Below are 21,505 nucleotides of genomic sequence, written 5' to 3'. Positions count from 1 at the left end.
GCGCGGCCCAGGGGTGGTCGTCATCTCGTTCGCGTTGTGCCCAGCCCCTTTCGCCGCGAGGCAGACGTGCGTTCGAGGTCGCCCGCCGGCGGGAAGCTCCGCCGGCGGCATCCGGGCGACGGATCACGGCCGGGGCTGCGAGGCCCCGCCGGTCCCCGCACCGGCGGCGGGCTGGACTCGGCCGAGACCCACCGCTTCTTGCCGCCCCCGCGCGATCCCGCTCGAGTTCTCCTCGTGACTGCCTCGAAGGCCACTCGAACTCCCGCCCTCGACGGGCCGAATTCCCTCGTGCGGGTGGCCACGCCCCGCATGATGCAAGCACAACCCACTGGGAAGGCAGGTAAGTTGAGTCTGAACGCGGGTGTTATCGACGGGGGTGACGGCCACGGCCACGCCGTGATCATCGGCTCGGGCATCGCCGGGCTCACCGCGGCGCGGGCCCTGGCCAACTTCATGGACCGGGTCACCGTGATCGAGCGCGACTGGGTGCCACGCGGACCCGCGCGGCGCCGGGGCGTGCCCCAGGCGCGGCACACGCACAGCCTCATGACAGCTGCCCAGCAGGGCCTGGAGCAGTTGTTTCCCGGCATAGGCCAGGACCTGACCGGCGCCGGAGCGGTGCGCGTCCGCATGCCCGAGGACATGCTGCTGCTCGGCCCGGGCGGCTGGCTGCCCCGGTTCGACTCGGACCTGTCGATGCTGAGCGCTAGCCGCGATCTGATCGACGCGGTGATGCGCGACCGGCTGCTCGCCGACTCCAAGGTGACCTTTTTGCAGGAGCACGAGGTCGTCTCCCTGCAGCCCGGCCGCCACGACACCGTCACCGGCGTATGGGTGCGCGGGCGGGACCGGAAGGCGACCGACGGATGGGCTGCCCGGCGCCTGATATCCGCCGACTTCGTGGTCGATGCCACCGGACGCGGCTCGTGCGCCCCCCAATGGCTTGCCGAACTCGGTTACGAGCCGCCCAGGGAAACGGTGGCCGATGCCCGTACCAGGTACACCACCGTCGTGTTCGCACCGCCCATCGGCCATGTCGCCGACTGGAAGAGCCTGTTACTCATGGCTTCGGCCGAAAATCCGGTGCAGGGCATGCTCAATCCCATCGAGGGCGGCCGCTGGTCGGTGTCGATCTGTACCAGTGACGACAAGCGATCACCCGCCGACCACGAGGGGCTGCTGCGCGCGGCGGGCGCCCTGCGTCACCCGCTGCTGCGCGACGTCATCGAGTCCGCCACCCCGCTCGGCCCGATCTACGGCAGCGGCCGGACCGAGAACCGCTGGCGTCATTACGAGAAGCTGCGCCGCTGGCCCGACCAGTTCATCGTCGTCGGCGACGCCCTCGCCGCCCTCGACCCGGCCCACGGTCAGGGCATGACGATCGCGGTGCAGTCCGCCCTCGTCCTCGATCACATGCTGACCAGTCACGGCACAGCGGTCGGCCTGGGCTACCGGCTGCGCCGGGCCCTTGCCCACCGCCTGGCCCCCGCCTGGCACATGAGCACCCGCAATCTGCGCGTGGCGAAGGCGGGCCAAGAGCCGCGTGCCGGAGTGCGCACCCGGCTCAGCAGGCGGTACGCGGACCGGATCGCGGCAGCTGCGACCACCGATCCGTACGCGGCGACGCTGCTGCTCGAACTGCTGCAGACGGCTGCCGAGCCCGCCGCGGCGCTGCGGCCGGGCGCGCTGCGGGCCGCGCTCCGCGGCCCGCGCGGCCCGGCCCAGGCGACGCCGCCCAGCACCACCCACGGCCAGGACGCGCTCCGGCGCCGCTCCGTCGCGCCGGACGCATCTGCCGCCGGGGTCTCCACCGGCTCTGCCGGGCGCAGACCCACCACGGGGTCCTCGGCACAGTGGCCTGCCGCGGCGCCCGCCGGTGACCGGCGGCGGCCGTGAGTGCCGCGCTCCGGAACGCGCGGCAGGTTGTAGCCGGTCGCGAGCCGCGCTGAGCGCGGGCCTATGCTTTCCGTGTGACAAGAGTGGATCAACTAGCAATTTTGCAGGAGCAGTTGAGCGAAAGGCGGGCACCATGCACGGCCAACGAGGCCGGGAAGCATGGCCAGTTATTCACGGAGATGGCCGATGCGCACCCCACTGACTCGCAACTCGCTCAAGAAACAGTCGAGTTAGGCTTGAGATTCGGCTTGAAGTCGGTTGTTCGTTCGAGTCGCGCGTCGATAGCGTTCCATCTGCTCCAGGGCACGGGCCCGCTTGTGCCGCGGCAGGCCGCCCCCACCACCGACCGTTCGCTGGCCGGACCGGGTGTGCCTGTGACAACCGAGCGGCGAGGGGAGGGCGCGCGGGTATGAGCACGACCGAAACAGCGCCGCAGGGTACGCGCACCGAGACGCCGAAGGGCGAGCGCATCGCCGATTGGGCGGACGAGCGGCTCGGGATCTACAACTTCCGGTTCCTGATCCGCAAGGTGTTTCCCGAGCACTGGTCGTTCATGTTCGGCGAGATAGCGCTCTACAGCTTCATCGTGCTGATTCTCACCGGGACCTGGCTCACCTTCTTCTTCGAGCCGACCATGGCCGAGACCGTCTACCACGGCCCGTACGGCCCGCTCGAGGGCGTGCGGATGTCGGGGGCCTACGCCTCCACAGTGGAGATCAGCTTGGAGGTGCGCGGCGGCCTGTTCATCCGCCAGCTGCACCACTGGTCGGCCCTGGTCATGATCGGTGCGCTCTGCCTGCACACGCTGCGGCATTTCCTCACCGGCTCGTTCCGCAAACCGCGTGAGGTCAACTGGCTGATCGGCTTCGTGATGCTTGTCCTGGTGAGCCTGGAGGGCTTTTTCGGGTACGCGCTTCCCGACGACCTGCTCTCCGGCACCGGTATGCGCATCACCTCGGGCATCACGCTCGCCGTCCCGCTGGTCGGCACCTATGTGCACATGCTCGCGTTCGGCGGCGAGTTCCCGGGCCACGACCTCGTGCCCCGGGTCTACAGCCTGCACATCCTGCTGATCCCAGCACTCGTGTTCATCCTGCTCACCGTCCACCTGATCCTGGTCTTCTACCACAAGCACACCCAGTTCCGGGGCCCGGGCCGCACCGAGAAGAACGTCGTCGGTGAGCCCCTTGTGCCGAACTACACGGCCAAGGCCGGCGGCTTCTTCTTCCTGGTCTCCGGGGTGCTCGCGCTGCTGGCGGGCATCGCGCAGATCAACCCGGTGTGGATGTACGGTCCCTACCGCGCCGACCAGATCTCCCAGGGATCCCAGCCGGACTGGTACATGGGTTTCCTCGAAGGCGCGCTGCGGGCCTTCCCGGCCTGGGAGTTCACCATCTGGGGCGGCTACACCATCAATCTCGGCATCGTGGTCCCGGCCGTCATCCTGCCCACGGTGATGGCTGGCGTGATCGCTCTCTGGCCGTTCCTGGAGGCCTGGGTCACCGGGGACAAAAGGGAGCACCATCTCCTCGACCGGCCGCGCGACCACCCCACGCGGACCGCGTTCGGCTGCGCGTTCGTCGCCCTTTACCTGGTGCTGTTCTTCGGCGGCGCCAACGACATCCTGGCCGAGCGTTTTCATCTGTCCCTGAACTCGATCACATGGGTGATACGGATCGGGGTCTTCCTCGTCCCGGCGCTGACCTACGTCATCACCCGACGGATCTGCCTGGGCCTGCAGCGCAGGGACCGCGACAAGCTCCTGCACGGCCGCGAGACCGGAAAGATCCAAAGGCTGCCGCACGGCGAGTTCGTCGAGATGCACGAGCGCCTCGACCGCGGACAGGAGTACGCGCTGCTGGCCAGGGAGTCCTACGAGCCGCTGCCGGCGCCCGCGACGGAACGCAACGGCGTGCCCAATCCCAAGGCCCGCAAGGAGGTGCTGCGCTACCGGCTCAGCCGCTGGCTGTACGGCAACCAGATCGCCAAGCCGACCCCGCAGGAGATGGAGCAGGCCCTGGAACACTTCGGCCACTCGGCCAACGGGCACGGCTCGGCAGACGGGCACCTGGAAATCGGCGCCCAGCGCGCGCCCAAGGAGCGAGAGCCGGACCAGGACGTGCACTGACCCGGCGGCCCACAGCCGAAAACCGGGCCAGGGACGGCGGCGCGGGTGATCAGAGGACGGTCACCCGCGCCGCCGCCGTTGCACCGCCCGCGGCCCGCCGTTCGGCCTTCTGCCGTTCCACTGTCCACCGTCCGCTGTTCCACCGCCCGCCGTCACTCCGGCGGTGCACGGCACACGGCAGCCATCCGTGACCCGACGACCGTACGGCGCCGTAGCGGCCCGCCGCCCCGCGGCACGGCCGCCCAGTAGGTGAACGTCCGCACCGCACGGGATCCTTCGTCCAACCGGCAGGGTCCAGCCCCCTTTTTTCCGGTTCCGGCGCCGTGCCGGAGTGTCCACGGAGGCCCGATGAACACCACTCCATGGCGCCGGGATGCTGCCCGGGCCGAGTCCATCACCCGGGCGCGCACCGGCCTGACGCGGGACCTGCGCGGCCGTCAGCGCCGCTACCTCGCAGCCATGCTGGTGCGCAGCGCCTGTGTGGTGGTGATGGCCGTCACCTGGAACCGCTGGCCCGCCCTCGCGGTCTGCGCGCTGGTCGGCGCGGGTGGCATTCCCTACGTCGCCGTGGTGGTGGCGCAGGCCGGGTGGCGCCAGCACCGGGGCGCGCGGCCTGCGCTGGCACGGGTGAACGAAGAGCCCGCCGCCCGCGTCGTCCTCGAACCCACCCTGATCCTGCCGCCGGAACACAACACGGCGGACTGACCCGGCACTTCACTGCACACCGGCGACCCCACGACCTCGGCTGACGTGACTCACGTCACTTTGAGGTGCTCTTGGCGCGAAGATGCCAACCGTGTCACTATTTCAGCACGCCTACCCTGCCCGAAACCCGCCGTGTGGCCGTGGATTGAGTGCCGCGTCCACCGGCCCGTACCGGCGAGACCGAGTCCGTGTCAGGTGTGTGGCGCTGCACCCGGGCGGTACCGTCCGAACGCTCGTGGGACGTTGAGCGGCGAGCGGCGGACTTCACCAACACCTCATCCAGGCCTTCTTGTTGCAGGGCTTTGCGTGCAGGTTCCCGGACGGCGTTGAACCGCCTGCCCGTGCGCGCCAGGAGACGGCAGGCCCGCACGCCGGCGCCGGCCGATGAGCATCCCGGCCTGCCGCGCAGCCGGTTCCGGTCCCACCGGGCGTGACCCGCCGTGCCCTGTCCACCCGTCACCACCACGGCCCCCTGTGCGGTGGCCGTTCTGTGTGCTGGGCAAAAGCGGCCGGTAAAAGGCTCCGGACGCTGTGCACAAAAAGAATCTTCACGTACCGAAGGCAGACTCTAGAGAAAGAAGATTCCAGATATGCCGAGGCTATGCAAGCCCGCGGTGAGCACGCCGGAATATGTCATCACGATGGAAGAGACTCTGGAATTCGCCGAGAGAGTCCACGGTGGAAAGCCTCAGCTTCCTTTAGCGCTTCGACTGATTCGGAACACGGGGGTGCAGAAGCGGCATATTGTGCAGCCCATCGAGAAGACGCTCACCCACCCGGGCCTGACGGAACGCAACCGCATCTATGAGCTCGAGTCCAAGAAGCGGTGCCCGGAGGTCATCGAACGAGCCCTGGAAAACGCCGACGTGGTGGAACGGGACATCGACGCGATCATATATGTATCGTGCACCGGGTTTCTGATGCCGTCGCTGACGGCATGGCTGATCAACAAGCTCGGATTCCGGTCCGACACCCGCCAGATCCCCATCGCACAGCTGGGATGCGCGGCGGGCGGCGCGGCGATCAACCGGGCCCACGACTTCTGCCTGGCCCACCCCGGCAGCAACGTTCTGATCGTGGCGTGCGAGCTGTGCTCGCTGTGCTACCAGCCCGATGCGGACGACATCGGTTCGCTGCTGTCCGACGGGCTGTTCGGTGACGCGGTCGCGGCCGCTGTGGTGCGGGGGACCGGGGGCGTCGGCATCGAGCTGGAGCGCAATGCCTCCTACCTCATCCCGAACACCGAGGAGTGGATCGCCTACTCCGTGCGGGACACCGGCTTCCACTTCCAGCTGGACCGCCGGGTGCCCGGGACGATGGAACCGCTGGCCCCGGTGCTGCGGGAGTTCGCCAAGGACCACAGCTGGGATGCCGGCAACCTCGACTTCTACATCGTCCACGCCGGCGGCCCCCGGATCCTGGACGACCTCGCGAAGTTCCTCAACGTCGACCGCAAGGTGTTCCGCCACAGCTGGGCGACCCTGACCGAGTACGGGAACATCGCCAGCGCCGTCGTACTCGACGCGGCGCGCCGCCTGTTCGAGGAGGACACCCCGGCAACCGACGCCACCGGTCTGATCGCGGGCTTCGGTCCCGGCATCACCGCGGAAATGGCGCTGGGCCGGTGGACTGTCGATGCTCCGGCCGAACCGGGCAACGCCGCATGACCGGCCTCATCGTCCCGCCCGCCGGGGGCCGGAAGCTGATCACCAAGGCGCAGGAAGTGACCTTCAAGGCCACCAAGGAGCAGGGCTCTTCCGTGTCGATCTTCGAGGTGGTCGTGCCGCCCGGATTCGACGTCGGGGCGCACGTCCACAACGATTCCCAGGAATTTTTCTACGTCCTGGAAGGGGAGCTTCAGCTCCTGGCGTTCGAGCCGGCCAAGCGCACCGAGAACTCCTGGCACGACTGGGAGTCGACCGACGGAGACCGGGTCGTCAGCGCGACCGAGGGCGCCTGCATGTTCGTTCCCCCGGGGACCCCGCACGCCTTCAGGAACGCCTCGAACGAACCGGCGCGCATGCTGTTCCAGTGCTATCCGTCGCCCTATCACGAGTACTACTTCGAGGAGATCGCGGAAATCTGGCAGGCCGGCGGGCCGGTGGACGCCGAGGCCGTGGAGCAGATGCGCCGGCGTTATGACGTCCATCAGCTCACACCGCTGCGCTACGAACCCCCCGCTCTCCTTCCATCCCAGTCGGCAACGAAGCGCGGAGCGTGAGCGACATGAGCACGATGGACACGATTGACCTGGTGCAAGCGAGCCTGGGCGAACAGGAACTGGCCGCTGTCGCCGAGGTGTTCGCCTCGGGCTGGCCCGCCGGCCAGGGCCCGAAGGGCAAGGCGCTGGAAGCCCAGCTGAAGGAGCGTTACGGCGCCGGTGACGTGGTGGCGGTGAGCAACTGCGGCGCCGCGCTCCACCTGGCCATGCTCGCGCTCGGCGTCAAGCCGGGCGACGAAGTCATCGTCGCCGACTACACCTTCCCCGCCCCCGCCCATGCGGTGCGCTACGTCGGCGCCGTCCCGGTCTTCGCCGACGTGCGCGCCGACACCGGCACCATCGACCCGCAGGCGGTGGCGGACCTGATCGGCCCGCGGACCGTGGGCGTGATCGCCGTCGACACGGTCGGCATGCCCGCGGACTACGCGCAGCTGCAGACGCTCGCCGACTGCCACGGGCTGTTCGTCGTCGAGGACGCCGCCTGCGCGGTCGGCGCGACCTACCAGGGACGCGAGGCGGGCGCTCTGGCCGAGGTGGCCTGTCTGTCCTTCCACGGACGCAAGGGTGCCACCAGCGGTGAGGGCGGGGCCCTGATCGCCGCCGACCCGGCCGTCGCGGCGGACGCCAGGCTGCGCTCGTCCTTCGGCATCGGCAGCATCTTCGACCAGGCGCAGGTCGTCGGCCTGCCGATCCCGGAGTTCACCGAGATCGGGTACAACTTCAAGCTGTCCGACATCGCCGCGGCGATCCTGCAGGTGCAGATAGGCCGGATCGGCGAGCTGCTGGAGCGCCGCCGCGCCGTCGCGGCCCGCTACGCCGACCTGCTCGCCGGCGAGGAACTCCTCACCCTGCCGCAGGTGCCCGAGGACCGCACCCACGCCTGGCAGTCCTACATGGTGACGCTGGGTGAGAGCGTGGACCGGGCGGCGGTGGCCAAGGACCTGCGCGCCCAGGGCATCGGCTGCGGGCACGGCACCTGGGCGACGCACGTCCAGCCGGTGTTCGAGTCGAAGCAGACCTGCCCGGTCTCGGCGGACCTCTTCCGCCGCAATCTCGCCATCCCCATGCACGCCGAGCTGAGCCAGGGCCAGGTCGAACGGGTCGCGCAGGTCCTGCGGACCGCGCTGCGGACCCACACGTCGTCCACCCGGCGGGCCGCATAGAAGTACCCGCGCCCCTCCCGGGCCTCGTCACCGCCGGCTCGGCCAGGAGTCGAGCGGTCCTTGAGGAGTTGTCCGTACGCCCCCGGAGCCCGCACGGAACCCGGTGGCGTCGGCCGGCTCGGCCACGGATCCCGCACAGTGCGCCGTTGACCTCGCAGCGTGCCTCGAAGGAGACAGTCCCCATGAAAGGCTCCATAGCCTACAAATCGATACAGAAGCGCGGTCTTCACATCGGCCTGCTGCCGGAGATGGCCGCGGCCGTGAACGGGTCGACGCCGATCATCCTGGACCACGATCTGGACGTCCTGCCCGAGGCTGGGCGGCGCCTGACGGTGGCCCAGTACGCTGACCACGTGGACGACCTGGCGGGCCGTCTGTGGGCGGCCGGTGTCCGTCCCGACGAGCACGTCGTGATCCACAAGACCCACAACGCCGACATCTGGATACTCGCCGCCGCGGCGTCCCGCATCGGAGCGGTCGTGGTGATGCTGTCGCCCGCCCTGGATGCCGTGACCGTCGGCGCCCTGCTCGAGCGGGTGGACCGGCCGAACCTGCTCACCGACGTGCACAAGCTCGACAAGCTGGCCGAGATCCCGCTCGCGGACCTCACCCAGCGGGTGATCGCGGTGGCCGGCGAACGGCCGGGGGCGGTCTCGCTCGCCGAACTCGCCGGTGCGCCGCGGGTCAAGCCGGTGGTCCGGCCGATCGACGAGGCCGCCGTGATCACCCACACCTCCGGCACCACCGGGATTCCCAAGCTCGTGGTGCACACGCCCCGCACCCAGGGCATCCGCCTCGTCCCGCAGTGGCGGCTGCTGGCGCTGATGCGGAAGAAGGAGACCGTCGCGATCCACATCCCCTTCGTGCACTCGCGGATGGTCGCGGCAATGTCCCTGGCGCTGCTGAAGGAGTTCCCGGTCCTGCTGCTGAGGGAGTCGGACCCCGCCGACGTCGCCGAGCAGTTCATCGAGCACCGGCCGGTGTTCGTCGAGGCGCTGCCCAACTCGCTGATGGAGTGGGAGGAGCTGGCCGAGGACCCGCGCATGCCGTTCGGGTCGGTGAAGGTCTTCAGCAGCACCTTCGACGCGATCCACCCCAGGACGAGGAGCCAGCTGCTCAAGGCCTCCCACCGGCGCGGGGCCCTGTTCTTCCAGATCTACGGGCAGAGCGAGGTCGGTCCGGCCGTCGGCCGCGCCTACTTCCGCAACTCCGCCCACAAGGCGAACGGGCGCTGCGTCGGCTGGGCCATGCCCAAGGGCGCCGCCAAGGTCCGCGTGGTGAGCCGGAACGGCGAGCCGCCGTCCGAGACGAACCCCGGCTACATCGAGGTCGCCTGGGACGGCCTGGCGAAGACCTATTTCGCCGAGCAGGAGCGGTACGACGCCAACCGCAAGGGCGACTGGTGGCGGACCGGGGACGTCGGCTACCGCACCAGGTTCGGCTGTCTGCACATGCTCGACCGGGAGATCGACATGATCTCCGGGGTGCGCAGCTCCCTGGAGATCGAGGACGTGGTGCTGGGCAAGCTGGACGAGCTGTGTGAACTCGTCGTCGTGCAGGGCCCGGACTCCCAGCCGGTCCCGGTCATCTGCACCCACGACGACAGGCCGCTGGACCGGGACCGCTGGCGCGCGGCCGTCGCCGACTTTCCCCAGCTGGCCGACCCGATCCAGATCCCGCAGGCCGAGCTGCCGCGCACCGCGACGCTGAAGGTGCAGCGGGTCGCGCTGTCCCACCGGCTTACCCAGGAGCACCGGAACCGGGCGTGACCGGCGATCGGCCGGCCGCCGCGGCGGTTGAGACACGTAGCTCGCAACAGACCGACGCAACGACGCCGCGCCGGCCCAGAGCGAGCTGTTCAGCAAGCCCGAGGCGTATCCGGCCGACGTCTATGCGCTGCCCAAGCACTTGGACGAGAAGGCCGCGCGCCTGGACCTGGACGCCCTTGGGGGAAGCTCACCGAGCTGCGCCCCGAGCAGGCCGACCGCATCGGCGTGAAGGTCGAAGGCCCGTACAAGCCCGGCCACTACCGCTACCGACCGGCCGGTCATCGCTCATGTTGCCTCTTGGGTGTCGGCAGGCTTCCCACCGGACACGTCGACCACCCGAGTCCAAGCTCAGCAGTGCCGTTCACCACGCCCCGCCTCACGTGCTCATACGTCCCGCCCAAGGAGATATGCAGTGACTACCGAAGTGACCCCCTGGCCCGCCACCGGTCAGGAGTCGACCGCCTCCGTGCGACGTATCACTGATGACCTGCTGCAGCGGGTGGAGCACAGGCTGCGCTCGTTCCTCTCGGCCGAGCGCGCCCGCTATGCCGAGGTGGACGAACGGGCGGTCGTCGCCGTCGACGCGCTGTCCGATTTGGTTGCGTCGGGCGGCAAGCGGATCCGGCCCGCCTTCTGCATCACAGGCTATCTTGCCGCCGGCGGTGATCCACACGACCCCGGGATCGTGGCGGCGGCTGCAGGCCTGGAGATGCTGCACGTCTCCGCCCTCATCCACGACGACATCCTGGACAATTCCTCCCAGCGGCGTGGAAAGCCGACCGTGCACACGGCCTTCTCCGAGCTGCACGAAACCCGTGGCTGGCGGGGCGAGTCACGCCGGTTCGGCGAGGGTGTGGCCATCCTCATCGGCGACCTGGCGCTCGTCTACTCGGAGGAGCTTGTGTCCCAGGCGCCGTCGGGGGTGCTTGCGGAGTGGTACAGACTGCGCTCCGAACTGCACATCGGCCAGTGCTTGGATATCGCCGCTGCTGCCGAGTTCTCGGTTGATCCCCGGCTCTCTCGCCTGATCGCCCTGATCAAGTCCGGCCGTTACACCATTCACCGGCCGCTGGTCATGGGGGCGAGCGGGGCGGGCCGGGCCGACCTCGCCGCCGCCTTCGTGGAGTACGGCGAGGCGGTGGGCGAGGCATTCCAGCTCCGTGACGACCTGCTGGACGCGTTCGGGGATTCCGCGGAGACCGGCAAGCCCACCGGTCTCGACTTCAGCCAGCACAAGATGACGCTGCTGCTGGGGTGGGCGATGCAGCGGGACGAGGGCATCCGCAGTCTGATCACGGAGCCGGGACACACCCCTGACGAGGTGCACCGCCGCCTCCAGGACACGGGTGTTCCCGAGGATGTCGAACGGCACATCGCCGACCTCGTCGAGCGGGGCTGCGGTGCCATCGCAGACGCGCCCATATCCCCGGTGTGGCGGAACGAACTGGCGGACATGGCCGTGCGCGCCGCCTACCGGAACAACTGAGCCCGCATCCGCGGCCTTCCCGCTTGCCGTCCGCGCCGTACCAGTTCGCCAGCCTCGGCCTTGGATCTGATCCATCCTGACCGCGTACGAGGACGCACTCCCGCAGGCCCTGATCGCTTTCCGGGTGACGACCGCCCTGCGTGCGCTCCACGCCGATCAAGTGGTCCCCGTCGCATCGCTGACCACCTTCAAGATCTCTGGCGGCAGTACTGGCCAAATGATCGCGACCAGGAGCCCTTCATGGAGCACCTAATGCAGCATGCCGTCACCACAATTCGCGAACGCTTCTGGGAGCCGCTGACCCTCGATGATCTTGCGCAGAGCGTGATGGTCAGCAAGTACCACTTCCTGAGAGTGTTCAGCCGGGTCACCGGTGTCACTCCAGGACGGTTCCTGAGTGCTGTGCGGCTCCAGGAGGCCAAGCGTCTGCTACTGAGTACCTCGCTCAATGTCGCCGACGTCTCGGCGCGGGTCGGATACAGCAGTACGGGGAGTTTCACCCGCCGTTTCACCGAGTCGGTCGGTCTCTCCCCCACGCAGTACCGGAAGTTGTCGCTCGGAGCCTGCAGCGAAACGCGGGAGCCCGCGTTGTCCGAAGCGGCGTCAGCCGCGTCCGTGCCGGTGCCGGTGGCCCGGTCCACCGGCTCTGTGACGGGGGTACTGCGCACCACCGGGGCCGAACTCTCGAACGCCTATGTCGGAGCCTTCGACGGCGCCATACTGCAGGGGATCCCCGCGTCCTGGAGCAACGCGTCCGCGCCGGGACACTTCACCCTGGCCCGGATCCCCACGGGCACTTGGTACATCCATGCGGTAGCCCAGGGCAGGCACCCCGACAGCGCCACCGATCTGGATCTCACACTGCTGATGGCCACCGTGGGCCCGGTGCAGGTGGAGGGCGATACGGGGCGCCCCCTCAACATCACCTTGTCCCCGATGGACTGGACCCGACCGCCGATCCTCTCCGCCCTGATGGGCATCGACCCGCAGCCGACAGCGGCGTGATCCCGGCCGAGTCCGGCCCGTCCTCCGCCCCGGCGGCCACACCCGTCTGCCGAACCTCTGCCGGTTGACGTCCCCGTTTGCCGAGCTGCAACGAACCGTGACCGGCGCCGCTCGGCGAGCCAGGACACCAAGCAGCGCTCTGCTGCGCCGGCCTCCACCTCACGCCGCCTGCCATGCCTGCTCGCCCGCGCTACCCGCACGGGTGCGCAGGGACCCCGGCTTACGGAGACAGAACGGATGAACACACATCAGACCACGTCACTTCTCCTCGGCCTCGCCGCCGTCGTGCTCCTGGCACGCCTGCTCGGCGCGCTGGCCCGGCGGCTCGGCCAGCCGGCGGTGACAGGCGAAGTCCTTGCCGGTATCGCGCTGGGACCGACCCTGTTCCACGGGGCGATCTCCGACGCCCTTTTCCCGGACACCGTTCAGCCTCTGATCAGCGCCCTGGCCGCGATCGGCATCGCGATCTTCATGTTCATCATCGGCCTGGAGTGGGACGCCACAATGATCCGCGGCAATGGAAGCCTTGCCGCCACCGTCTCGTTCAGCTCCATCCTGGTGCCATTCAGCCTCGGCATGCTCCTGGCGCTCTACCTGATGGACGACTACGGCACCGACGACAAGACGGCGTTCATGCTCTTCATGGGCATCGCCATGTCGATCACGGCGTTCCCGGTACTGGCCCGCATCCTCACCGACCGGCAGATGATGCGCACTCCGCTGGGCGTGGTGGCACTGGCCTGCGCCTCCATCGACGACGTCCTCGCGTGGTTTCTGCTCGCCGCCGTGGTCGCCATCAGCGGCTCGGCCGGCCCCGACCAGTGGCGCATCCTGCTCGCCATCCCGTACCTGCTGGGCATGCTCTTCGTCCTGCGCCCCCTGCTGCACCGCTTCGCAGCTCGCCGGCCCGTACTCCGGCTCACCCCGACCGTGTTCGCCTGCGTCCTCGCGGGCCTGCTGCTGTCGGCCGCCGCCACCGAGTGGATGGGGTTGCACTACATCTTCGGCGCGTTCCTCTTCGGTGTGATCCTCCCGCGTACCGGCACCGAGCGGCTCCGCGCCGAAGTGCACGACCGCCTGGGGCAGATGACCGGCACGCTGCTGCTGCCGGTGTTCTTCCTGGTTGCCGGCCTCAAGGTTGATCTCTCAGGGCTGGATATGGGCGGACTGGGAGCCCTGGCGTTGATCCTGCTCGTGGCCGTCGGCGGCAAGTTCACCGGGACGTTTGCCGCCGCCCGCCTGAACGGGATGCCGGCGAGGCAGTCCGCCGCGCTCGCCACGCTGATGAACACCCGCGGCCTGACCGAACTCATCGTCCTGAATGTGGGCCTGCAACTGGGCTTCCTCGGGCAGGGCCTCTACTCGCTCATGGTCGTCATGGCCGTGATCACGACCACGATGACAGGTCCGCTGCTGAACTGGATCCTCGGCCGGCCGAAGGGCAACGACCTCGAGGCACCCGACGTATCCGAACGCAAGCCAGGGACAGTAGGCACGGCTGCCTAGACGATCAATTCCAAGGGGTTCACAACTGCTGGGCAGACACATCGTTTTGGCGAACATGGGCATGATTGGGTGAACGGCGCGACGAGCTGCGGGTATGCCCGGCGGGGTGTGCGTAACGTATTCGGTGCGATCTGGGACGCCGGGTGTGGCGTCAGCAGTCGGGGCCCCCGTGTCACCAGCGAGATGGTTCGGGGCCTCCCCGTCGCCTCTGGCCACACCCATATGGCCAGGTCGTAGGAATTCCGCCCGCCCGGGACGGAGCGCATACGGGATATGCGCCGCCGACCGGGACGCGAAAGCGGAGGACCAGTGCGCCCAAGACCGTTCGGGGCGTACCGGTGAGCCAGGACTCACTCCTGCTCACTGCCCAGGAACGGTCAGTGATCGTAGGCCGTCAGCGACCGGAGGACGTGTTGTCCGGTGGCGTCGTTGTGCCAGATCGCGGCCGTCAGCGCGAGGATTCGCTGCATGACACGGGCGATGACACCGCCGGGTGTGCGTCCTCGGTGCCGTTCGAGGTCTAGCTGTCTCTTGAATGACTCGTTGATCGACTCGATGACCTGCCGCAGCGGCTTGAAGAGGGATCCGCCGGGCCGCTGCCGTTCGCCCTTGCGAGTCGGCCGAACAGCTGCGTACGGTGCTGGGTGCGATCGGGCCGACGCCGGCCGGCCGGGCTGGAGCCCGGCTCGCGGGAAACTGATGGGGATCACGACCAGTTGCAGCACGCTGCTGCGCCGGGCGATGGACCTGCCCGACCCGCCCGCGACCGAGCCGAGGGCGGTCGGGGTGGACGACTTCGCGCTGCGGCCGACCTGACCAACGTACTGCCCACGCCAGGCACCCCCGCCAGGAAGCCGTCCGAGCAGGCCGAGGCAGCGTGATCCTGGCGCGAGTCCACCCCAGACCTGCGCCTCCGGCGCCCGGCGACGCCCGGGGCCGGGCACCGACGCCGGCTCACGACCCAGCGCATCGAGCCCCTGCCGGGCTCACAGTTTTCTTCCGAGGAGTTTTCATGCTCGATCCGTCGCGGATTGCGAGGGGTCACGATCAGTCCCTGGCCCCCTTCGTCCGAGAGCGCACCACCACCGATGAGCGGGGCGTGTGTACGGCGTCCCTGTGCCGGACTCGGCGGGGAGGACGCCCGGAGCCCACACCGTCGCACCAGGTGCAAACCGCCCCGTGGCGCAGCTCCGGTCCCGGATTCCGGACCTCATGGGGGTGGCCGGCGTGACCCGATACCCGTCTCGGTCCGGCGGCAGGACCGTGCAGCGTCTGGATCGGGTGGTCATCCGGTTCGCGGGTGACTCCGGTGACGGCATGCAGCTCACGGGTGACCGCTTCACCTCGGAGACGGCCTCCTACGGCAACGACTTCTCGACGCTGCCGAACTTCCCGGCCGAGATCCGCGCGCCCGCCGGGACGCTGCCGGGCGTTTCGAGCTTCCAGCTGCACTTCGCGGACCACGACGTCCTCACCCCGGGTGACGCGCCGAACGCGCTGGTCGCGATGAACCCGGCCGCCCTGAAGGCAAACATCACCGACCTGCCGCGCGGCGCCGAAGTCATCGTCAACACCGACGAGTTCACCAATCGGGCGATGCAGAGGGTCGGTTACTCGGCCAACCCGCTGGAGGACGGTTCGCTGGACGGGTATCGCGTGCACCCGGTGCCGCTGACCACGCTGACCACGCTGACCAGGGAGGCCCTGAAGGACTTCGGCCTCTTGCGCAAGGACGCCGAGCGGAGCAAGAACATGTTCGCGCTCGGCCTGCCGTCGTGGCCGATCACCTTCGGCACCGACGGATCGAAGGGCGTTGTCCGCGACCCGGCCACCGGCGACCTCAAGGTCGTCGCGGTCACCGAGGACAACCTGTCCCAGATCCTGGTCCACGACGCCCACGCCACGTCCCCGACCACCGCATTCGCCCTCGCCCGCCTCGCCGACCCCGACACCCTCCACCACACCCCCATCGGCGTCTTCCGTGACGTCGAACGTCCCGTCTACGACGCACAGATGGCCGACCAACTCGTCGCCGCCATCGAACAGAACGGCAAGGGCGACCTCGCCACGCTGCTCGCCGGCGGCGACACCTGGACCGTCGTATGACCTGGGCCCCGATGACGGCGAGCATTCCGCAGACTGCGTCCCCCGGTCGCGCACTACTCCCCACGCCGACGGCATCGCGCTGTCCGTGCCGGGGCATGCGCGCTGTCCGCGTGGGTGTTCCCGCTGCGGTGGCAGCCGCGGCCGCCGCGTACTGACCGGATCCAGGCCGGCGTGAGCGAGGTCGAGGACGCGGTGCACGAGCCTGGCTGCGCTAGGGGGTCGCCCCCACAGGCGTGCTGCGCTCGAACGGGTCACCCGAGCTCGGCGGCCGGCTGCGGGCGGAGCCGCGCAGCGAGGGCGGCTGCACCGGCCAGGCCGGACTCCCCGTGGACCGAACAGCATGATCCGTGTCCTGCTGGTCGACGACCAGCCGCGCTCGCCCGGCAAGAAGCGGGCGGGGCGGTCCGTCATACCCGTTCGGATCTGCGGCCTGACCCGCCCGCCAACCGCGTCTTTGCGCACGAGCCGTACGCGTTCGCCGCGCGATCCATGCCTGCGCACGTTCCACGTACCTTCGGACGAAAGGGTCCGCCCATGACCACGGATGCCTCGGCAAAGTGGGGTCCGCAAGAGTTCATCGACCAGAAGCCGATGAGCCGTCGGCAGCGGCTCATCGTGGCGGTGTGCCTGCTCATGATGGTGGCCGAAGGACTGGACACCACCATCGCCGCCTTCGTCTATCCCAGGATCGTGAAGGACTGGGGAACCGATCTCGACACCGTGACCGCCACCGTGACGCTGGGGGTCGCGGCGATGATCGTCGGTGGTGTGGCCGCCGGTCCGCTCGCCGACCGGTACGGACGCAAAGGCGTCACCGTCATAGGCACCACTGCCTTCGGCCTGGGCACGGCCGGCATGGGGCTCGCGCACGGTATCGGCGTCCTTGCCGGGTTGCGGATCGTGGCCTGCCTGGGGCTCGGCGCGGTGCTGCCGACCGTGATGGCTCTTGTCGCGGACTGGACGCCTGCCAAGCGCAGGGTCCAGATGGTCGCGTTGGCCTTTGCCGGGGTGACGGCCGGTACCACCGTCGGCGGAATTCTCGCCTCGGCCCTCATTCCCGCATACGGCTGGCCCACGCTGCTGGGTGTGTGCGGGATCGCTCCACTGCTGCTGATCCCAGCGGTCGTCTTGTTCATTCCGGAGTCCGTGAGCGTGCTCGCCGCCCGCAGGCGGCCACCGGCGGAGCTGCGAAGAGCCCTCGCCGCTGTTGCTGCGGACCAGGATCTGTCCCGCGTGGACTGGGACCAGAGCACGGTGCGGCGACGCCCGCGGCCCGCGCCACGGGTCATTCTGTCCCGGGGCTTCGCCCCCACGACTCTCTTGCTGTGGCTGTGTTTCTTCCTGGCGCAGGGGGTCGTGTTCGTGATCCTCAGCTACCTGCCCCTGCTGGTCGAGCGCATGGGCCTGACGGCTGCACAGGCCGCAGTGTCCGTCGCAGTGTTCGGGTGGGGCGGCCTGACGGGACAGCTCTCGGTGTCCTTCGTCCTCAAGCGATTCGACCGGTTCCGGGTACTGGCGGGCCTGTGGGTGATGAGCGCGCTCGGCCTCGGGGCGGCCGCCCTGTGGGCTGCGCAATTCACCCCGCTGCTCGCCACGGCGTTCCTCCTCGGGCTCTGCCTTCCGGCGGTCACCTCCGCGCTGCAGGCGATCGCCGCAGTCGCCTACCCGTCGTCCGCGCGCGCCACCGGAGTGAGCTGGGCGAACAGCGTGGGAAAGCTGGGTCCGTTGGTCGGTGGTCTGCTCGGCGGCATGATGGTCGACGCGGGCTGGACGTTGGCCACGGTTCTTTTCGTCCTCGCCGTGCCGGTCGGGGTCGGCCTCCTGACCACGCTTACGCTGCACGCCCGGAGCCGAGGGCAGCGGGCTGAGCCGCATTCCGAGCCTCGGCCCCTTCCGGGCCTCGTTTCCGAGCAGTCGTGATCGCGCTGATCAGGGCGCGATGATGGGCGTGCGGGTGGGAGTGCACCTGATGGCCGCTTGGTGAACCTCTTTCGAGGTCATGCGGTGAGTCCGGTGGGCAGGGCGGTCTCGTCGCTTTCCGGCTCGTTTCATCGCGCTCGGGCCGGCTGGCGACGGGGTGCGGGGCCATGCGACCTTCCCTGCGGTGTACGCCGCACAGCAGGAGCAGCAGGATCTCAGCGGCGGCTCGACCTGGAGCCGTGCTGCAAGTGAGCTCGAAGTTCCGCAGCACGTACGAGACTTTCTGATCTGCCGCTCCTAGGGTCGAGCCCGCAAGTCCCCCTCCCTGGGCGCGCCCGCCGGTCTTCATCCCCCGACGGCGGGCGCGCCTGCCTGTGAGCACATGGGGCGACGGCCACCCGCGAACTGTTCCCGACTCTCTTCGTTCTCTGTGTGACAGCCGTCCGGGCCGTCTCGTCTCGGGAGCGAGCGCGATGGCTGAGGCCGGGAGCACCAGGCGACGGTTGGTGCCGTGTCGTTCGGTCAGGCGGTGGCCGAGGCACAGTCGGACCTGATGGTGCACCAGATCACCACCGCCAAGAGCGAACGGGAGCCCGCGTGGAAGCCGTTGCCCGTTGTGGAGCCCGGGTTTTAAGGAGGAGCCGGGGTGACCAGGACCGAGGAGTTCGAGGAGCTGCGGCCGCTGCTGTTCGCGATCGCCGACCGGATATTGGTCAGTGCGAGTGAGGCGGAGGACGCGGTCCAGGCGACATGGCTGCGCTGGGCGGACACCCCGACGCGGCCCGCGTCGATCGAGGGCCATCTCGCGGCCGAGGTCACCCGGATCTCCACCAATGTCCTGCGGTCGGCCCGCCTGCGGCGGCAGGCGCATGTCGGGCCGTGGCCTGCCGAGGCGCTGCTGGGCGGCCCTCACCAGGACCCGGAGCAGTCGGCGGAGTTGGCCGACTCCCGGCAGGGCGATGAAGTCCCGGCTGCCGAGGAAGCCGAAAATGCGACGAAATATCATTTGACTGCAACTTCCAAAAATCTTTGGCGCTGGCGGGTCTGCCCCTCAGCGTGCCCGTCATCGCCGGCCTCGCCGCGGCCGTCCTCGCCGCCTTCAAGCTGCCGGACAGCCGGAAGGCAAAGGGTGAGGAGGCAGGAGATCAGGCCCTGACCGAGGCGCTGTCCGGCCCGGCCGATGGTGCGCGATAATGAGCCGTATGCCCTCTGCCACGTCCAGCACACCGACGTCACCAGCGATCGCAGACGCCGAAGCCGGCCTCGGCCTGCGCGAACGCAAGAAGCTGCGCACCCGCCAGGCGATCCGCGAGGCGGCCCGTCGGCTGATCGACGAGCGAGGGTACGACAACACCACCATCGAGCAGATCGCCGCGGCGGCCGAGGTCTCGCCGAGCACCGTCTTCCGGTACTTCCCCAGCAAGGAACACATCGTCCTGACGGACGACTACGCCAAGTCCAGCATCGCCTTCCTCCGCGACCGCCCGGCGGACGAGCCGCCGCTGGTCGCCCTGCGGGAGGCGCTGACCGAGATGGTGCGCAGGATCGCCGACGATTTCAGCGCGGAGTACCGGTGGCGGAGGGAGCTGGTGCGCCAGGTGCCCGCGGTGCGGGCGCTGGTGGGCGAGGCCCAGGACAGGATGATCGAGGCCACGAGCTCGGTGCTCGCCGAACGGGCCGGCCGGCCGGCGGACGACCTCGAAATCCGCGTACTGGTGGGCGCCGTGACGGGCGGTTTCCACCAGGTGCTGTGGGGCGACCACACTCAGGAAGACGATCTGCTGGAGATGATCGACCGGGCCCTGGCGGTGCTGGAGCGCGGCCTGACACTGTAGGGCGCCCGGCGGGCGTCAGGTTGAGCCTCGGTGACCTTCTCCCAGTGAGAGCATGAAGGCAGGGCCTCTCGGTAGCTCGGTGGACTGCGAAACCAACCGAGTGCCGGGAGGCCCCGATCCCTTGTCAACGGCGTTCCGAGGGAGCGGTAGTTCCCAGAAGGCGTTCGAATGCCGGACTGTCAGTTCTTGACGTCGCCCTTGACGTACCGCTGCACGAACTCGTGGGCCAGGTCGCCGAATTGCGCGCCGAGCGTCAGGGACCTGTCGACGGTCTTCTGGAAGTGGACCCCGCCCCACACCCGGCTGTTGGCACAGATCCTGCTGAACTCGGTCCAGGTGGGAATGTGCAGCTCGAGGTCCTTTCCGGGGGTGACCCCCGGCTCCACCAGCGACTTGCCGGCAGAAATGGTGAATCTCCAGTCCAGGACGTCGGTGCCGAAGTAGCGCCGTGCGGACTGCGCCGACGCGGCGGCGAGCGTCGTGGAGCCCGACGGGTACTCCGAGTGGTCACTCACGTTCAGGTAGCCGGCCCACTGGTCGGCGGGCATGTCGTTGACCGTCCCCTTGCCGGGTCCGCCCCAGGCGGTCACCTTTCGGCTGCCGTACACGTGCTGGATGGCGCTGAACGGCCGCACGGAGTCGTACCTGACCTTGTGATGCCAGGCGACGATCGTCGGTTCGAACGTCGCCAGGATGTGCTCGAGGAGATAGTGAATCCACCCGTGCATGCCCAACTCGCCGTTCCGGTCGTGCTTCCGAGCCATGACGATCGCCGAGTGGCCGATGCCCCAGACCTTGTTGTCCATGACCTCCGCGAGCATCTTCTGCTTGTCGGTGAGCGCGGCCGACGCCTCCAGGATCTCGTCCACGGAGCGCTTGTAATCCGTGGGCCGGGTGTGGTCGGTGTGCGTGGGCGGAGCGAGGTCGAACTGGCGCGGGTTCTTGAAGATGTGGGCCTTGACCTGCCCGAGGTGCGGGGTGACCATGTGCTGGACGACGAAGATGCCCATGTCACCGTGGCCCCCGCCGAGGCGGCGGCCGTTGTGAGGACCCAGCTGCGGCTGCCAGCGCGAGGGGTTGACCAGCTCGAAGGCAGTGTTCACGGGCTCGTAGCCGGTGTAATCCGACCAGGGCCTGGGGTTGTACCGGCGGCCGCCCTCGTAGCCGAGGAAGTTCATGCCGTCGTTCTTGAGACCCTCCCAGACGGCCTTGGTGGCTATGTTGGCGATGCCGACCGGAGTGGTCGGATTCTCCGACTCGTCGTCAGGGTTCAAGCCGAGCGCGGTCATCATTGCCCGCACGGACGCCATCTTCGTCGGCAGCACCTCTTTCCACACCCGGTACGTGGCGTGGATGGCGGCGGTGTTCATGTTTCGGTTGGTGGCGGACTCGCTGGAGGGGCGGCGTCGGATCCGGGAGTACACGCCGACCGCGGTCTCGTGGTAAGGCGCCAGCGCGTCGAACACCGCGAGCGCCGTCAAGCGGTTGATCCAGAGGAATACGGTCACGTCCATGGGGCCGAACAGATCTGCGTTGGGCGACATCCCGGCCATGTCGTCGCTGGGCTGCGCCCATTCGAGGTAGTTGCCGGTGTCGAAGTCGAAATCGACCTTGAGCGGCTTGTCGCTCTGGCTCGCGGCGGCCGTGCCGGTGTAACCCAGCGTGGTCAGCGCCGCGGTTGCGGCACCGCCGAGCCCACCGAACAGCAGCGTTCTGCGCCGCGGTGAGAAGCCTGAGACAGGAGAATGTCCGGACGTCGTCATGA

At 68.9% G+C, this 21,505-nt stretch carries 15 protein-coding genes and 3 pseudogenes; 16 read left to right on the top strand and 2 right to left on the bottom strand.

Annotated elements, in window-relative coordinates:
- The first annotated feature begins 345 nt into the window (after positions 1–345).
- The 11 genes and pseudogenes from OH809_RS01500 to OH809_RS01450 all read left to right on the top strand — a co-directional run bounded on the left by OH809_RS01500 (position 346) and on the right by OH809_RS01450 (position 13,879).
- Positions 346–1,896, top strand: a complete 1,551-nt coding sequence (locus OH809_RS01500) for an FAD-dependent oxidoreductase (protein WP_406415590.1) — start codon at positions 346–348, stop codon at positions 1,894–1,896.
- A 409-nt stretch (positions 1,897–2,305) separates the two neighbouring features.
- Entirely contained in the window at positions 2,306–4,024 is a 1,719-nt protein-coding gene (locus OH809_RS01495; RefSeq protein WP_406415588.1) for a cytochrome bc complex cytochrome b subunit, read from the top strand.
- 348 nt (positions 4,025–4,372) lie between these two features.
- Positions 4,373–4,729, top strand: coding sequence for a DUF3099 domain-containing protein (locus OH809_RS01490; RefSeq protein WP_406514820.1), 357 nt, complete (start codon positions 4,373–4,375; stop codon positions 4,727–4,729).
- Positions 4,730–5,319: 590 nt separating this feature from the next.
- Positions 5,320–6,396 (top strand): type III polyketide synthase, encoded by a 1,077-nt coding sequence (locus tag OH809_RS01485; RefSeq protein ID WP_406415584.1) that lies wholly within the window; start codon positions 5,320–5,322, stop codon positions 6,394–6,396.
- Positions 6,393–6,950 carry a cupin domain-containing protein gene (locus OH809_RS01480; protein WP_406415582.1) on the top strand — a complete coding sequence of 186 codons (558 nt, stop codon included), beginning with the start codon at positions 6,393–6,395 and terminating at the stop codon, positions 6,948–6,950. The genes OH809_RS01485 and OH809_RS01480 overlap by 4 nt, the downstream gene beginning before the upstream one ends.
- A 14-nt stretch (positions 6,951–6,964) precedes the next feature.
- Positions 6,965–8,113, top strand: coding sequence for a DegT/DnrJ/EryC1/StrS family aminotransferase (locus OH809_RS01475; RefSeq protein ID WP_406424654.1), 1,149 nt, complete (start codon positions 6,965–6,967; stop codon positions 8,111–8,113).
- 182 nt (positions 8,114–8,295) lie between these two features.
- The gene (locus OH809_RS01470) at positions 8,296–9,882 is read left to right on the top strand and encodes a class I adenylate-forming enzyme family protein (protein WP_406415580.1); all 1,587 of its coding nucleotides are present in this window, start codon (positions 8,296–8,298) and stop codon (positions 9,880–9,882) included.
- Positions 9,883–9,943: 61 nt separating this feature from the next.
- A pseudogene (locus OH809_RS01465) lies at positions 9,944–10,149 on the top strand (adenosylhomocysteinase); the annotation flags it as partial.
- A 145-nt stretch (positions 10,150–10,294) separates the two neighbouring features.
- Positions 10,295–11,368 carry a polyprenyl synthetase family protein gene (locus OH809_RS01460; protein WP_406415579.1) on the top strand — a complete coding sequence of 358 codons (1,074 nt, stop codon included), beginning with the start codon at positions 10,295–10,297 and terminating at the stop codon, positions 11,366–11,368.
- Positions 11,369–11,608: 240 nt separating this feature from the next.
- On the top strand, positions 11,609–12,373 hold the full coding sequence (locus OH809_RS01455; RefSeq protein ID WP_406514819.1) for a helix-turn-helix transcriptional regulator: 765 nt from the start codon (positions 11,609–11,611) through the stop codon (positions 12,371–12,373).
- Between the two features lie 237 nt (positions 12,374–12,610).
- The gene (locus tag OH809_RS01450) at positions 12,611–13,879 is read left to right on the top strand and encodes a cation:proton antiporter (RefSeq protein WP_406514818.1); all 1,269 of its coding nucleotides are present in this window, start codon (positions 12,611–12,613) and stop codon (positions 13,877–13,879) included.
- A 377-nt stretch (positions 13,880–14,256) separates the two neighbouring features.
- Here OH809_RS01450 and OH809_RS01445 read toward each other — a convergent pair.
- Positions 14,257–14,505 (bottom strand): annotated as a pseudogene (locus tag OH809_RS01445) (IS982 family transposase); the annotation flags it as partial.
- 586 nt (positions 14,506–15,091) lie between these two features.
- Here OH809_RS01445 and OH809_RS01440 point away from each other — a divergent pair.
- The 5 genes and pseudogenes from OH809_RS01440 to OH809_RS01420 all read left to right on the top strand — a co-directional run.
- A pseudogene (locus OH809_RS01440) lies at positions 15,092–15,659 on the top strand (2-oxoacid:acceptor oxidoreductase family protein); the annotation flags it as partial.
- An 860-nt stretch (positions 15,660–16,519) separates the two neighbouring features.
- Positions 16,520–17,905 carry an MFS transporter gene (locus OH809_RS01435; RefSeq protein WP_406514817.1) on the top strand — a complete coding sequence of 462 codons (1,386 nt, stop codon included), beginning with the start codon at positions 16,520–16,522 and terminating at the stop codon, positions 17,903–17,905.
- 511 nt (positions 17,906–18,416) lie between these two features.
- Positions 18,417–18,539: a hypothetical protein gene (locus OH809_RS01430; RefSeq protein WP_406415572.1), complete on the top strand. Its 123-nt coding sequence runs from the start codon at positions 18,417–18,419 to the stop codon at positions 18,537–18,539.
- A gap of 12 nt (positions 18,540–18,551) precedes the next feature.
- Positions 18,552–19,061: a sigma factor gene (locus OH809_RS01425; RefSeq protein ID WP_406514816.1), complete on the top strand. Its 510-nt coding sequence runs from the start codon at positions 18,552–18,554 to the stop codon at positions 19,059–19,061.
- A 37-nt stretch (positions 19,062–19,098) separates the two neighbouring features.
- On the top strand, positions 19,099–19,740 hold the full coding sequence (locus tag OH809_RS01420) for a TetR/AcrR family transcriptional regulator (RefSeq protein ID WP_406415570.1): 642 nt from the start codon (positions 19,099–19,101) through the stop codon (positions 19,738–19,740).
- A gap of 179 nt (positions 19,741–19,919) precedes the next feature.
- Here the strand turns inward: OH809_RS01420 and OH809_RS01415 are convergent, their stop codons facing one another.
- Entirely contained in the window at positions 19,920–21,503 is a 1,584-nt protein-coding gene (locus OH809_RS01415; protein ID WP_406415569.1) for a DUF6851 domain-containing protein, read from the bottom strand.
- Positions 21,504–21,505: the final 2 nt, after the last annotated feature.

Origin of the sequence: Streptomyces sp. NBC_00873 (assembly GCF_045207415.1) — a bacterium.
Taxonomy (GTDB): domain Bacteria; phylum Actinomycetota; class Actinomycetes; order Streptomycetales; family Streptomycetaceae; genus Streptomyces.
This window is presented reverse-complemented; position numbering and strand designations above follow the sequence as displayed.

Bases quoted from the DNA above. Each gene is read 5' to 3' on its own strand.
- OH809_RS01495 (WP_406415588.1), top strand. From the start codon at position 2,306: ATGAGCACGACCGAAACAGCGCCGCAGGGTACGCGCACCGAGACGCCG.
- OH809_RS01490 (WP_406514820.1), top strand. From the start codon at position 4,373: ATGAACACCACTCCATGGCGCCGGGATGCTGCCCGGGCCGAGTCCATC.
- OH809_RS01485 (WP_406415584.1), top strand. From the start codon at position 5,320: ATGCCGAGGCTATGCAAGCCCGCGGTGAGCACGCCGGAATATGTCATC.
- OH809_RS01480 (WP_406415582.1), top strand. From the start codon at position 6,393: ATGACCGGCCTCATCGTCCCGCCCGCCGGGGGCCGGAAGCTGATCACC.
- OH809_RS01475 (WP_406424654.1), top strand. From the start codon at position 6,965: ATGGACACGATTGACCTGGTGCAAGCGAGCCTGGGCGAACAGGAACTG.
- OH809_RS01470 (WP_406415580.1), top strand. From the start codon at position 8,296: ATGAAAGGCTCCATAGCCTACAAATCGATACAGAAGCGCGGTCTTCAC.
- OH809_RS01455 (WP_406514819.1), top strand. From the start codon at position 11,609: ATGGAGCACCTAATGCAGCATGCCGTCACCACAATTCGCGAACGCTTC.
- OH809_RS01450 (WP_406514818.1), top strand. From the start codon at position 12,611: ATGAACACACATCAGACCACGTCACTTCTCCTCGGCCTCGCCGCCGTC.
- OH809_RS01435 (WP_406514817.1), top strand. From the start codon at position 16,520: ATGACCACGGATGCCTCGGCAAAGTGGGGTCCGCAAGAGTTCATCGAC.
- OH809_RS01420 (WP_406415570.1), top strand. From the start codon at position 19,099: ATGAGCCGTATGCCCTCTGCCACGTCCAGCACACCGACGTCACCAGCG.
- OH809_RS01415 (WP_406415569.1), bottom strand. From the start codon at position 21,503: ATGACGACGTCCGGACATTCTCCTGTCTCAGGCTTCTCACCGCGGCGC.